General features: G+C 45.0%; 14 protein-coding genes and 1 rRNA gene. 7 read left to right on the top strand and 8 right to left on the bottom strand.

Annotation, left to right across the window (positions count from 1 at the left end; translation table 11 throughout):
• The 7 genes from B0E43_RS24280 to B0E43_RS24250 form a co-directional block, all read right to left on the bottom strand.
• Positions 1 to 67, bottom strand: a 16S ribosomal RNA gene (locus B0E43_RS24280); the annotation flags it as partial.
• A 517-nt stretch (positions 68 to 584) separates the two neighbouring features.
• Positions 585 to 1,181 (bottom strand): DUF1080 domain-containing protein, encoded by a 597-nt coding sequence (locus B0E43_RS24275; protein ID WP_077346376.1) that lies wholly within the window; start codon positions 1,179 to 1,181, stop codon positions 585 to 587.
• A gap of 11 nt (positions 1,182 to 1,192) precedes the next feature.
• Positions 1,193 to 1,957: a DUF1080 domain-containing protein gene (locus tag B0E43_RS24270; RefSeq protein ID WP_077346375.1), complete on the bottom strand. Its 765-nt coding sequence runs from the start codon at positions 1,955 to 1,957 to the stop codon at positions 1,193 to 1,195.
• Positions 1,958 to 2,195: 238 nt separating this feature from the next.
• Positions 2,196 to 2,954 (bottom strand): ABC transporter substrate-binding protein, encoded by a 759-nt coding sequence (locus tag B0E43_RS24265; RefSeq protein WP_077346374.1) that lies wholly within the window; start codon positions 2,952 to 2,954, stop codon positions 2,196 to 2,198.
• A 62-nt stretch (positions 2,955 to 3,016) separates the two neighbouring features.
• Positions 3,017 to 4,093, bottom strand: a complete 1,077-nt coding sequence (locus B0E43_RS24260; RefSeq protein ID WP_077346373.1) for a M42 family metallopeptidase — start codon at positions 4,091 to 4,093, stop codon at positions 3,017 to 3,019.
• Positions 4,094 to 4,125: 32 nt separating this feature from the next.
• Positions 4,126 to 4,509, bottom strand: coding sequence for a four helix bundle protein (locus B0E43_RS24255; protein ID WP_077346372.1), 384 nt, complete (start codon positions 4,507 to 4,509; stop codon positions 4,126 to 4,128).
• A 54-nt stretch (positions 4,510 to 4,563) separates the two neighbouring features.
• Positions 4,564 to 6,147 (bottom strand): acyl-CoA carboxylase subunit beta, encoded by a 1,584-nt coding sequence (locus B0E43_RS24250; protein ID WP_077346383.1) that lies wholly within the window; start codon positions 6,145 to 6,147, stop codon positions 4,564 to 4,566.
• Between the two features lie 402 nt (positions 6,148 to 6,549).
• Between B0E43_RS24250 and B0E43_RS24245 the strand changes: the two genes are divergently transcribed.
• From B0E43_RS24245 to B0E43_RS24215, 7 genes are all read left to right on the top strand, one after another.
• Positions 6,550 to 7,491 (top strand): exopolyphosphatase, encoded by a 942-nt coding sequence (locus tag B0E43_RS24245; protein ID WP_077346382.1) that lies wholly within the window; start codon positions 6,550 to 6,552, stop codon positions 7,489 to 7,491.
• A 229-nt stretch (positions 7,492 to 7,720) separates the two neighbouring features.
• On the top strand, positions 7,721 to 8,794 hold the full coding sequence (locus B0E43_RS24240; protein ID WP_077346371.1) for an Ldh family oxidoreductase: 1,074 nt from the start codon (positions 7,721 to 7,723) through the stop codon (positions 8,792 to 8,794).
• Positions 8,795 to 8,905: 111 nt separating this feature from the next.
• Positions 8,906 to 9,121, top strand: a complete 216-nt coding sequence (locus B0E43_RS24235; protein ID WP_077346370.1) for a hypothetical protein — start codon at positions 8,906 to 8,908, stop codon at positions 9,119 to 9,121.
• Complete coding sequence (locus B0E43_RS24230) at positions 9,121 to 9,570, top strand: nucleotidyltransferase (RefSeq protein ID WP_077346369.1); 450 nt, start codon at positions 9,121 to 9,123, stop codon at positions 9,568 to 9,570. Before B0E43_RS24235 ends, B0E43_RS24230 begins: the two co-directional genes overlap by 1 nt.
• A 49-nt stretch (positions 9,571 to 9,619) precedes the next feature.
• Positions 9,620 to 10,081, top strand: coding sequence for a hypothetical protein (locus B0E43_RS24225; RefSeq protein ID WP_077346368.1), 462 nt, complete (start codon positions 9,620 to 9,622; stop codon positions 10,079 to 10,081).
• Positions 10,082 to 10,188: 107 nt separating this feature from the next.
• The gene (locus B0E43_RS24220; protein WP_077346367.1) at positions 10,189 to 11,550 is read left to right on the top strand and encodes a Gfo/Idh/MocA family protein; all 1,362 of its coding nucleotides are present in this window, start codon (positions 10,189 to 10,191) and stop codon (positions 11,548 to 11,550) included.
• A gap of 144 nt (positions 11,551 to 11,694) precedes the next feature.
• Entirely contained in the window at positions 11,695 to 13,062 is a 1,368-nt protein-coding gene (locus B0E43_RS24215) for a Gfo/Idh/MocA family oxidoreductase (protein ID WP_077346366.1), read from the top strand.
• Positions 13,063 to 13,270: 208 nt separating this feature from the next.
• Here the strand turns inward: B0E43_RS24215 and B0E43_RS24210 are convergent, their stop codons facing one another.
• A complete protein-coding gene (locus B0E43_RS24210; RefSeq protein WP_217349129.1) occupies positions 13,271 to 13,801 on the bottom strand; it encodes a septal ring lytic transglycosylase RlpA family protein in 531 nt (176 codons plus the stop codon).
• Between the last annotated feature and the right edge of the window lie 27 nt (positions 13,802 to 13,828).

Here is a 13,828-nt window from a genome sequence, read left to right as displayed (position 1 = left end):
GCTCGACTTGCATGTATTAGGCCTGCCGCTAGCGTTCATCCTGAGCCAGGATCAAACTCTCCATTGTAAATTATCATTATTGTCGATTGTCAAATGCCCTAAGGCCTCTTGACAACTCCCTGCCCTTTTCTCAGGCTCTTTTTCTCTCTTACAACATTTCAAAGAACTTCTCCCGCCTCATTCGGCAGGCTTGGCAAAAACCGGCATCGCTGCCCCGTTTTCCGTTTGATTCGCTTCTCGTTTTCTTCCGTTCCTTTCGAACAGGGTTGCAAAGGTAAGTGAAGTTTCTTTCTTTCCAACAAGAGAGTGAAAATAATTTTTTGATTCTTTTCCTTCTCCCCTGAATATCCGAAACTTAATCTGCTCCGGTACTCCCCCACTTCCGCTCTTTCAACCTGACCCCGGCGCCGTTCGCGTCGATTGGGAGTGCAAATATCTCCCTTTTTTTGGCCACAACAAGACCTCAACCCAAAAAAAATCTCCTTTCTACCTAAACCCCTGAAAATGATTGGGAAAAATTTTAACAAATAAAAAAGCCCTGAGAACTCAATTCTCAGGGCTTTCGATTCAGAATATTTTGATCCTTACAGCTCTTTCAATACAATATTTCGCCAATAAACCTTAATCCCTCCTCCATCATGGATCTGAAGCAAAACTCCGCCTTTTCCTTCGCCGATTTTTGCGTCAGAATAGTTGACCATCTCTACTCCATTTACATAAGAAGTGACATTATCCCCTTTTACAACGATCTTCATTTTGTTCCATTCTCCGAATTTCAATGCTTTGTCTTTTTCAGGATCAGGCTTGATCAACCAGCCTCTTCCATAAGACTCATAGATGCCTCCAGTATCGCTGCCTGGAGGGGCTACCTCTACTTGCCAACCTGAAACTTTGGTGCCATCTACAGTAGAGCGTATAAAAACTCCACTGTTACCATTGGCTTCCTGCTTGAATTCAAGGTTAATCTCAAAGTTGTCAAAGTTCTCTTCGGTCCCCAAATAACCATAGCCTTTGTCCGGACCGCTTTCAGAAATCAAAAGGCCATCTTCCACATACCACTTTTCAGTCCCGTAGATCACCCAGCCCGTGAGATCTTTCCCATTAAAGAGTTTTTTCTTCTTTTGTGCAAATGTGACTTGGGCTACCAAAAGCAAAAGCCCAACTAGTACTAACTTTTTCATAAACGATTATTTTATAGGGGTCTTATTTTAATGTTCTTGAACCAAACGGGATCACCATGATCCTGTAATGCAATCAATCCTTTCTTTGCAATCTTGTAATCCGGGAAATCATTCCACTTGCCAGAGTTTCTCCTAGTATTCCAATCCTCGGAATAAGGAATGAATTCAACCGTCTTTTTGCCATTAAGCCAGTAAGATGAGCCTTGCTCGGAGAAGATAATCTTCGAGGTATTCCACTCACCGGCTGGTTTAACCACGCCTTCGTAGTCCGGCACATACATCGCATAGTCGGCACCGATTGACTGCCAATCTTCCAAAGGCTGGGCAAAACCCAGCTGGTCGATCACTTGATATTCCGGACCTGTATAATAAGGAGCCTTGTAATTAGGACCTTCTACCACGTGGTAAAACACACCGCTATTTCCTCCCTGAGATATTTTCCATGTAAATTCCAACTCAAACTCTTCAAACTCCATCGGACCAAACACCACGTCCCCGCCGATATCTGCTCCGCCTGTTGCCCCAAGTCCTTTCATAGCACCATCATCAATGATCCAGTTTGATGGGGTTGAATCGCCGTTGAAAGCTCTCCAGCCATCCATTGATGTACCATCGAAAAGAAGCATCCAACCTGATGCTTTTTCTTCCTCACTGAGTGAATTGTCAGGAACAACCACAGGTGCCTCGGCTACTTCGGTAGTTTCTTCTGTCGCTTTTGGGCCACAAGCCCAGGCCAAAGCCAGCATTGCTGCTAAGGCAATCGAACTTCTTTTCATAGTGTTAATTGCGTTTTCAAATATTAATGGGTCCTAATTTGTTCACTTTTCCCAAACCGGGTTGTCATTTCAACGAGCTCTCTTGGTCAGACAGCGCATTTTTAAAACACACTTAGATTTTCCTTTATTCTAAAAAGACCGCGATTTGAGTCTAAAAGTTAATTGAATTTTTTACAAAAGTTCCTGCCTGAAAGTTTAATTTTTATAAGTGGAAATCAAAAATGGTGCCTGGCTTTGCCTATAATCTTTTGAAATAGTCAGAAGCATAGAGCAATCTACTTCCATACCAGGAAAATAGCTCCCCATCAACCAAAAGGATCTTAGAATTAGGCAGAAGCTTTTGATAAGTTTCTAAATGTTTTTCCATAAATGGAAACGGCTCTGAGCTCAGTATCAAAAAATCGGGAGAAAGCTCAAGCAATTTGTCCTCCGACATCACGGGATAACGTTCAGACAGTACCACATTTTCAAATCCAGCCAAAGCGAGCATCGCATCAATAAATGTATGTTTGCCCGCAGCCATTTTCGGGTTTTCCCAAATCAAATAAACACAGGTTCCTTTAAATGGAGCAGCCTTGGCAAAAGAAGATTCGATTTTGGTAACAAGTTCAGAAGCGCGGGATTCTGTCATGGTTATTTTCCCCAATTCAGATATCATCCGAAGGGAATCTCGAAGGTCAAAAATATCACTCATCCAAACCGGATTCTTTGAAGCTAGTTTTTCAATTCCTGCCTGGTCATTTTCCTCTTTGTTTCCGATAATCAAGTCCGGCTGCAATTGCTCAATCACGTCGAAACGGTAATTCTTCGTCCCGCCAACAATGGTTTTACTTTTTCTCAGGTGGGAAGGATGAACACAAAACTTGGTCACTCCGACTATCCGATCTTCCAAACCTAAATCAACCAGCAATTCAGTCTGTGAGGGAACCAGGGAAATGATCCGCTCCGGCGGCTTCGGGAGAAAAATGGTTCGTGAAAGGTGGTCTGTAAAATTCATTTTGGTCCACGGTCGACAGACCACAGACCACGGCGATCAACCGTGGACTGTGGACCGTTGACCTATTTTAAATACCTAAAATCAAAACTTGGATCGAAATCTACCAAAAAGGCATACATCAGATTGATCACCTGCTCTATATCCTCCTTGCTTGCCGTCTCTACGGTGGTATGCATGTATTTCAAAGGAAGTGAAATCAGTGCGGAGGGCACACCTTCATTGGAATAGGCAAAAGCATCCGTATCGGTACCAGTTACTCTTGATGCTGCTGCCCTTTGGAAAGGAATTTCCTTTTTCCTTGCGGTATCGATAATCAGATCCAATAGTTTCTTGTGAACTGAAGCTCCATAAGTCAAAACAGGGCCCTTGCCGGCGGTCTGATCTCCACTAGTCACCTTATTATATAGAGGGGCGGTAGTATCATGGCAGACGTCGGTGATGATGGCAACATTCGGTTTGATCCGATGAGCGATCATCTCTGCTCCGCGAAGCCCAATTTCCTCCTGTACTGCATTGACCACATAAAGCCCAAAAGGCAGTTGTGTTCCGGATTCTTTGATTTTCCTTGCCACCTGAGCAATCATGAAGCCTCCGATCCGGTTATCCAAAGCACGTCCTGACCAGAATTTCCCATTCAATTCAATCAATTCATCTTTAAAGGTGATCACGCAGCCCACATGGATTCCCATTTCTTCCACTTCGGCTTTGGAGCGGGCTCCTACATCGATGAAAATATTGTCTAAGGTAGGAGCATCCTCTTTGCCTTCTTTTCTCACATGAATTGCTGGCCAGCCAAAGACACCCGGAATAACTCCTTTATCTGTATGAATATTGACTCGCATAGAAGGGGCAATCATGTGATCAGAGCCTCCGTTTCGGCGGACATAGATGTAGCCGTCGTCTTTGATATAGTTCACAAACCAGCTGATTTCATCCGCATGCGCTTCGATGACTACTTTGTATTCCGCCTCAGGATTGATCACCCCGACTGCTGTACCATAATTGTCAGTGAAATAGGTGTCCACAAACGGTCTGATATAATCCAACCAGATTTGCTGTCCGCATGCCTCGAAACCTGTTGGAGAGGCGTTGTTGAGATAGGTGGTGAGGAAGTGGAGTGGGGTGTTAGACTTATTCATTTAGTATCGTTGGTGAGTTATTGGTTATTAAGTTATTGGTTTGTGGAGCCAGTTTTCGCTTTTTGTAGATTGCTTATGTATCCATTGAGTAGCCTTAAACAATCATCATGTAAAATTCTAAATTCATTCAATTCTTCATCATTTATATATTTTTCATCGGAAGCTACGATCATATGATCCAAAGTCTCAGTAAGAGAACCTCGTGAAATTCTACAGAATTGAATGTTTTCTTGATAAAAGAACCTTCCATATCCTTCTGCAATATTGTTGGTTATTGATCTTGAGGATTTTCTAATTTGAAGAGTAAGTGCAAACTTCTCTTCGGGTGGAAACTTTTTCACTACAGATTGGACAAAAAGTCTGACATCTCTGCCCTTTTTCCAAACTTCCAAATCTTCAAAAGCCCTTAAATTCATCAGATAAACGGTTTAAGCCACAAATAACTTATAACTCAATAACCAATCCCCCTATCAAAGAGGCATGTTTCCATGTTTTTTCCTCGGTAGCTTATCCACCTTGTTTTCCAGCATTTTGAAGGCTTTGATCAGTTTTATCCGGGTTTCGGACGGTAAAATCACCTCATCGATAAAGCCACGAAAAGCTGCTCGATATGGATTGGCAAACTTTGCGGTGTATTCGTCCACTTTCTCTTGAAGTTTAGCCTCAGGGTCGGCTGCTTCCGATATTTCCTTTTTAAAGATGATTTCAGCAGCCCCTTTTGCACCCATCACCGCAATCTCTGCTGTTGGCCAAGCATAATTCATATCTGCACCGATATGTTTGGAATTCATCACATCATAGGCTCCACCGTAGGCTTTTCGGGTAATTACCGTAATCCGGGGAACTGTTGCTTCTGAAAAAGCATACAGTAGCTTGGCTCCATTGGTGATAATTCCATTCCACTCTTGGTCAGTTCCAGGCAAAAATCCAGGTACGTCGACCAAAACCAGCAAAGGCACATTAAAGCTGTCACAAAATCTCACAAATCGTGCAGCCTTGACCGAGGCATGATTGTCCAAAACTCCGGCCATAGACTGAGGCTGATTTCCCACTATTCCAATACTTCTCCCGGCTATTCTTGCAAAACCAACCACGATATTATCCGCATAGTTTTCATGAACTTCCAAAAATGATTCTTCATCAACGATCCCTCTAACCACATCCCGCATGTCATAGGGCTGGTTTGGGTTTTCCGGAATGAGAGTATCGAGCACTTTTCGGGTTTCGTCTTTTTTCAATTCATAAAAGTAAACTGGAGCCTGATCCTCACAGTTTTGCGGAATATAAGAGAGCAGCCGTTTGATATGCCGGATCGCTTCCAGCTCATTGGCACAGGCGAAATGTGTTACTCCTGACTTAGTACTGTGAGCGGAAGCTCCTCCGAGTTCTTCTGCAGTTACAGTTTCCTGAGTGACAGTTTTCACCACATTTGGACCAGTCACAAACATGTATGAGGTATTCTCCACCATCAGGATAAAATCCGTGATCGCTGGAGAATACACCGCTCCACCTGCACACGGCCCCATGATGGCAGAGATCTGGGGAATTACTCCTGAAGCAAGGGTGTTTCTATAAAAAATATCTGCATAGCCTCCCAGAGAATTTACTCCTTCCTGAATTCTTGCCCCGCCGGAGTCATTTAGGCCAATGACCGGCGCGCCGTTTTTCATGGCCATATCCATGATTTTGCAAATTTTTTCTGCATGGGTTTCGGAAAGGGAGCCTCCAAAAACAGTAAAATCCTGAGAAAAAACAAAAACCAATCTCCCGTTGATCTCACCGTATCCGGTGATCACACCGTCACCGAGATAGTGCTCCTTATCCAATCCAAAATCCTTGGAGCGATGCATCACAAATCGGTCGATCTCCTCAAAAGTCCCTTCGTCCATCAGCAAATCGACTCGCTCCCGTGCAGAAAGTTTCCCCTTCTTATGCTGAGCCACGATTCTTGCCTCTCCTCCACCCAACTGTGCTTCGGCATTTTTCTTTTGTAGCAATTCAAGCTTTTGGGCTTTGCTGGGCAAAGTATAATTGGGTTTATCCTGATCTATCATTACCGGTTTTGTTGTCTTGACCAAATATAACCCGAACCACCAAATGAAAAGTTGAGGCATCGAAAAATTGGGCAAAGCGGGGAAAAGTTTTGTCCAGAACTTATCCCAAAAGGTTCAATTGAAGCACTTTCTTCTTTAACTCCTCAATTATTCCAAACGACGAAATTTGAAAAACACAAGTCAATAATCTTAAAAGCCAAAAATCAGATTTTTAGGCTTAAAAATCAAAATTCACTCCAAAATTCAGCCATTTTCTACCAATTGCACATCCAATTTTTCATTTCACTGACAATTTCAAACTCATTTTTAGAAAAAATTCAAAGAAGGAGCGCGTTTTATCATTTAGAATTTCATCTTATCAAAAACTTTCTATATTCGCCCATCCAAAATTTTGGCAGCAATATGAGTATCCGAAAGGCCGCGGTGATAGACATGGGAACCAATACATTTCATTTGTTATTGGTGGAATTGAACGGGGTGGGCTTTAGGACAATCTATAAAGAGAAAATCCCGGTAAAGATCGGTCAAGGCGGAATCAGCCAAAATCAAATTGCTCCAGATGCCCAAAAAAGGGCTTTTCATACCCTAAGACACTTCAAAAACCTGATTGATGGCGAGCACATCGATCAGGTTTTTGCTTTTGCGACCAGCGCAGTCAGAAATGCCGAAAACGGCCCGGAATTCGTGTCCAAAGTCAAAGAAGATTTAGGAATTGACATCCAGGTCATCTCCGGCGAAGAGGAAGCCCAACTCATCTATGAAGGGATCAATCTTTCAGGTTCGCTCAATGGCCATCCTACTCTCATGATGGATATCGGAGGTGGTTCGGTGGAATTTATCATCGGAACTTCACAGGAGGTCTTCTGGAAAAAAAGTTTTGAAATAGGCGGTCAGAGACTTTTGGATGCTTTTCACTACCATGACCCGATTTTACCTGAGGAAGTAAACAAGCTGGAAACATACTGCCTCGAAAAACTTCAGCCACTGATCGAAGCCATTCAAAAATTCAAACCTACCGGTTTGGTAGGTGCCTCAGGCACTTTCGATACGTTGACGGATATTTATTTTGAATCCATGCTCCAGTGCAAACTCACCGGTCAGCATGTGTTTGAATTGCCGACTTTAGAGTTTGATAGAATTTTTGAAATGCTCAAAACAAAAAACAGAGAAGAGCGACTGAAAATCCCCGGAATGATTGCAATGCGGGTTGATATGATTGTGGTAGCAAGTTGCCTGATCGAGTTTATACTCCGCTATGTGCCTGTGGAAGCGATAGTTTGCTCCTTTTATTCTTTAAAGGAAGGCGCAGTTTCCAGATTGCTCTCAGGAAAAGTGGCGGTTTAAGATTTTGCTACAAAGGCAGGAAGGCACAAAAGAATCAGTTTATGCTTTATTTTTTTGATCTTTTGAGAAAAGATCCACCTGACCATCTGTGGCAATTCTGACGATTTATAAAGTCAATAGGATTTAAGGGAAAGCAAAAAATCCAGATTTATTTGAATTCCCAAATACAAAAATCATCTGTGCATTTGTGGCCACACACCCTATCTTTAGCCACCGAAAATACGACCCTATGCAAACCTTCTCCTACGACCAACTTTTCCAATTCACTTACGAAATGCTGATCAAGATCGGCTGTCCGAAGCACGATGCTAAAATCGCCTCGGAAGTGCTGCTTTCCGCCGATCTCAGGGGTGTCGACAGCCATGGTGTTGCCCGACTTTCGGGCTATGTGAGACTGTGGGAAAAAGGAAGGATCAATCCAACTCCAAACGTGCGAGTAACTTACGAAACTCCCTCCACCGCAGTCGTCGATGGAGACAGTGGTCTGGGTTTGGTTGTAGCGCCGTTTGCCATGCAGGTAGCTATTGATAAAGCCAAAAACGTAGGAACAGGCTGGGTTTCGGTGAAAAACTCCAACCACTACGGCATCGCTGGCTACCATGCCATGATGGCTTTGGAGCACGACATGATCGGAATCTCACTGACCAATGCCAGTCCTCTGGTGGCTCCGACATTTTCAAAAGAAAGGCTCCTCGGCACTAATCCGATTTCAGTAGCGATTCCAGCCAAAGACCAACCTCCTTTTGTCGCCGACATGGCTACGACTACCGCAGCAAACGGCAAGCTCGAGATACTTCAGAGAAAGGGCCTCGACACGCCAAGCGGCTGGGTACAGGACAAAGACGGACAACCTACCACTTCCGCTAACGGTGTAAAAGACGGAGGGGCTTTGCTTCCGCTTGGAGGAGACAGAGAACATGGTTCTCACAAAGGCTATGCGCTTGGCGCGATTGTGGATATTTTCTCTGCTGTGCTTTCCGGTGCAAATTATGGCCCTTGGGTACCGCCATTTGTAGCTTTTCTCGATCCACTACCAAATCTAGTGGGAGAAGGAATTGGTCACTTTTTCGGCGCCATGCGTGTAGATGCATTCCGTCCTGCAGACGAGTTCAAATCGAACATGGACAACTGGATCACGCGTTTTAGGTCAGCTACGCCAACTCCCGGCAATGACAAAGTCCTGATCCCAGGCGATCCTGAACGTGAACTTGAAGCTATTAGAATGAAGGAAGGTATTCCGCTGCTTGAACCGGTGGTGAAGGATTTAACGGAATTGGGAGAACGGTTTGGGGTGAAGTTTTGAGCAATCGACGTGCTTTGACAACCTCGGCAACTCGTTCCAGCACAATTTTGGATATTGTACTTGGAACCTCGGATTTACTTTTTCCAAGTCTAAATCCCTAACTTGATCTTCATGAACGACTCTCCTAAAAAATACAAGCTGGATCGATCAGCCTTCCAAGCAAGAAGTGCCTCCGAACAGGTCAATTACGGAAAGGAACACCAGAAACTTACTTGGCAGGAACGACTCAAGATTCATCGCTACCTCAATAGCAAAGCGTATGGATATGATATCGACAATCCACCTAGAATGGATAAAACTACGTTTAGCGCAAAATCTCGGGGTTAATGGGGAATGTTTTTGATGAAGATTTTAGAGAATTCATTGGCACCCTAAACCAGCACAAGGTTGACTATATTTTGGTCGGCGGGTTCTCTGTAATACTTTATGGATATTCCCGCACAACCGGGGATCTTGATATTTGGGTAAAAAAAACCAAGGAGAACTACCAAAAGCTTTGTAAAGCTTTCTCGCAGTTTGGAATGCCTGTTTTTGACATGACGGAAGAAAACTTTTTATACCATCAGGAATGGGATGTTTTCACCTTCGGTAGATCTCCAGTTGCTATTGACATCATGACTGCTGTAAAGGGGCTGGATTTTGATGAAGCTTTTGTGAAGACAAGAGTGTTTGCAGAGCAAGGACTTTCCATACGAACAATCCACAAGAACGATTTAATTACAGCGAAAAAAGCATCCAATCGACCAAAGGATCAAGATGACTTGGAAAACATTTGAAATTATATCATTTCCTTTTATCAGGTGACACCATTTTTTATCTTCATCCATGCCTTTCACGCCACAAACCTTTCGCCCTTCTTTCGAAGTCAATCCCAAGCTTGCCAAAGCAGCGCACAACTTGAGTTCGCTCCTTATCGCCATCGGGCAAAAATCAATCACACCCGGACACGAGCAAAAGATCAACGAGATGGTCGCGGGCGTAAACGACTTTTCCAGCCCAGACCCAGAACTCCTCAAGCATCTCACGTCAGTTCAAGTCGGCATTTTAAAACTTTTGGAAAACGATCTCCAAATCGTGGCGAAAAACCACTATCAAGGCCAATGGCTTGCGATTGGGATGGCTGCGTTTGGTATCCCCTTGGGTGTGGCCTTTGGAGCATCGCTGGGGAACATGGCGTTTATGGGACTAGGCCTTCCTATAGGGATGGGCATTGGCATCGCGGTAGGGACAGCCAAGGACACGCAAGCGCTGCAAGAGGGTCGGCAATTGAACTGGATTTCAAAGTGAGATTTCAAACCAGTTGTTTGTAGGACAAGCCCTCAGGGTAAAATCCCTTGGCAAAGCCCGAGCTTTTTGTAATTTAATGCGCTAGTCCTCTCAAACCCAAAAAATTGATGAATCCCCTAAACAGAAGAGAATTTTTAAAAGGAAGCGCAGCCCTGATGTCCCTGGCAAGTTTCGGCTTGCTGGGTATGGATTTCAAAGACAGAGAAGGCCCGCTTAAAGTGGCTTTAATCGGCACGGGCTGGTACGGCAAGTCCGACCTTTTTCGATTGATTCAGGTGGCTGATGTGGAAGTCGTGGGACTCTGTGATGTGGATAGCAAGCAATTGGCAGATGCAGGAAATCTCGTCGCCTCACGCCAGAAATCAGGAAAAGTGCCTGTGCTTTATGAAGATTACAAAGAGCTTTTAGCTAAGGAAAAACCGGAATACGTCCTGATAGGCTCACCCGACCATTGGCATGCACTGATGGCGATTGATGCTGTGAAAAGTGGCGCGCACGTGTATCTGCAAAAACCGATTTCCGTAGATGTGATCGAAGGCGAGGCGATTTTGGCTGCTGCCAGAAAATACGACCGCAAGGTTCAGATCGGCACGCAGCGACGCAGTACACCGCATTTGGTCAAAGCAAAACAAGAAATCATCGACTCTGGAAAGCTCGGCAAAATCTCCCATGCGGAGGTTTGCTGCTACTACCACATGCGAAACAGAAATCATCCTGAGGTCATGCCTGTGCCGGAAAATCTGAACTATGAGCTATGGGCTGGCCCGGCTCCGATGCTGCCTTATCGTGGGATTTTGCACCGCGGCTGGAGGGCATTTATGGAATACGGCAATGGCATCGTCGGTGACATGTGCGTGCATATGCTCGATGCTGTGCGCTGGATGCTGGATTTGGGCTGGCCAGTGCAGGTCACTTCCTCCGGCGGGATCTACGTGGACAAAGCCTCCATCTCAAACATTTCCGATACCCAGACCGCCATCTTTGAATTCAACGAGCTCAATGTGATCTGGCAGCACCGCACCTGGGGCAACCCGGTGGACAAGGATTATCCCTGGGCTTTTAAGATTTATGGAGAAAAAGGGATGCTGGCTGGAAGCCCCATGCGGGCAGATTTTTACCCGGTCGGAAAAGAGGAGCCGATTCATTACGACGTGCTGCTGGAAAAAGAGCAATATCCCGAAGATGTCACCGAAAAAGACATCGAAATCCATGCAGCACCAGCCACGAGAGCCCAGATGAAAGACTGGCTTCAGGCCATTGATACCAATTCGTTGCCGGTGGCAGATGTGCTTCAGGGACACATTTCCACAGTTGCCTGCATCTTGGCAAACATGTCCATGGACTTGGGAGGCAGAGCCCTGCGCTATGATCCCAAAACTAGGATCGTGATCGGTGACGAAGAAGCCACAGCACTTTTGAGAAGACCGTACCGGGATGGTTATGTGCATCCAGAGCCGGATCAAATTTGATGCTTCGACTACGCTCAGCACAAGAATTAGAAATTTGAAATTTGAAACTCCGTAGCCAACCACTTCGCCACTTATCCAATTCCTATTGCTAAGGGTTTGTGTTTTTGTATCTTAAGAGACCAATTAACCTCAAACCCTAAATCAATGAATACACTCAACAGAAGAGATTTTTTGAAAGGCTCCTCTGCCTTGGCCACACTGGCAAGTTTTGGCCTTTTAGGCATGGATTTCAAAGACCGGGAAGGCCCACTCCAAGTCGCACTGATAGGTGCAGGTTGGTATGGCAAATCCGACCTGTTTCGCCTGATCCAAGTGGCTGACGTTGAAGTTGTCGGACTTTGCGATCCGGACAAAAACATGCTCAAAGCCGCCGGAGAAATGGTGGCCACCCGTCAAAAGTCAGGAAAAATCCCCGCTCTTTACGAAGACTACAAGGAACTGCTGGCTAAAGAAAAGCCGGAATTTGTGCTGATTGGATCTCCGGATCATTGGCATGCTCTTCAGTGTATCGATGCGCTCAAAGCCGGAGCGCATGTCTACGTCCAAAAGCCGATTTCGGTGGACGTGATCGAGGGAGAGGCGATGGTGGCCGCTGCGCGAAAGTACAATAAGAAGGTCCAGGTTGGAACCCAGCGAAAAAGCACTCCGCATTTGATCGATGCCAAAGAACAAATCATCGATGCCGGAAAGTTGGGTAAAATTTCCCATGTGGAAGTTTGCTGCTATTATCACATGCGTGCCAACGGAAATCCTCCAGTGGAGCAAGTCCCTGATTTTTTCAATTATGAGCTTTGGACCGGTCCAGCTCCGCTGCGACCTTACGACGGCATCCCTCACAAGCGCTGGTGGAGAACTTTCATCGAATACGGAAATGGAATCACTGGCGATATGTGCGTACACATGCTGGATACTGTGCGCTGGATGCTGAAGCTCGGCTGGCCAACTCAAATCACCTCTACTGGTGGAATCTATGTGCAAAAAGAAGGGAAATCGAATATCTCAGACACCCAGTCCGCCATCTTCGAATACCCGGAACTGAATGTCGTTTGGCAGCACCGAACCTGGGGCAATCCCGATGACGCGACCTATCCTTGGGCATTTAAGATTTTCGGAGACAAGGGAATGCTAGCGGGAAGTACCATGCAAGCAGATTATACCCCGCTCAGCAAAGACGAAAAACCAATCCATTTCGAATGTCTTTTCGAGCGGGAGAAATACCCCGAAGATGTGAATGAACCCGATATCGAACTGAATGCTGCTCCGGCGACCCGATTTCACATGAAGAATTGGCTGTCATCGATCGAGACAAATTCTCTTCCTGTGGCAGATATTGAAGAAGGCCATATTTCTACCGCTGCCTGTATCCTGGCCAATATCTCGATGGATCTGGGTGGCCGAACATTGAAATACGATCCCAAGACGAGAACCGTCCTCAACGATCCCGAGGCCACCGCTCTCCTGAAAAGACCCTACCGATCACCTTATGTGCATCCGGATCCAGATAAGGTTTGATTTGAGGTATGAATTTTGAGATTTAACATCCCGGACAAAATCGAAATGTTCGGGATTTTTTTTTAGCTGAGTTTACTAATTTCCCTTATAAATCCAGGTTTCGGTGCTTACCTAGATTTTCTGTAGAGCATACTGGCCCCATCTATTGAAAAATGTAAGGGTAGTTCTTGGTATTACTAATTCCTCTTAAATCTTATTGATTGCCAGATCAAAAATTTTCTAATTTTTTAGAATCAAATTTTAATAAACTCAGATCCAACTCCCTAGAATTTACCACAACCCCTTGGTAATAAGGCCTGATTCTCAATCCGGGATGCTCTTTATCCGCAAAATATTCAACCAGTTTTTCGAGTTGGTCGAGATCCACTGCTTCGATCCGTACGTTTGCAAGTCCATCACGGACCATCTCGATCCGTTCTGCAGCCGCTCGGGAGACATCAATCTGTCGCTTGGAATAAGACGGAAGTCGATCATTGATCCGGACTACTACTTCTAGTTTATTCTTTTTGTTGATTACTCGCACCCAGGTATCTAAGGGTAAGCTCTTGTGTGCCGCAGTCATACTGTCCAAATGAAATATCTCCCCACTGGCAGTCCGGCGACCATGAAATTTCTTACCGTAAAAACTCGCCGTCCCCTCTTGAATGAGCAAAGAATCCACCTGTGCGGCAGCCGAAAAACCAATCACCATCAGGCAAATAAGCAGGATTACTTTTCTCACCATTTCCGAATCTAGCATATCCTCCCTGCTTTTCAATAAAAATGC

It is taken from the genome of Algoriphagus sp. A40 (genome assembly GCF_002002735.1).
In the GTDB taxonomy this organism is placed as follows: Bacteria; Bacteroidota; Bacteroidia; order Cytophagales; family Cyclobacteriaceae; genus Algoriphagus.
Note: the sequence above shows the minus strand (reverse complement) of the source record. Positions and strands in the feature narration are given on the sequence as shown.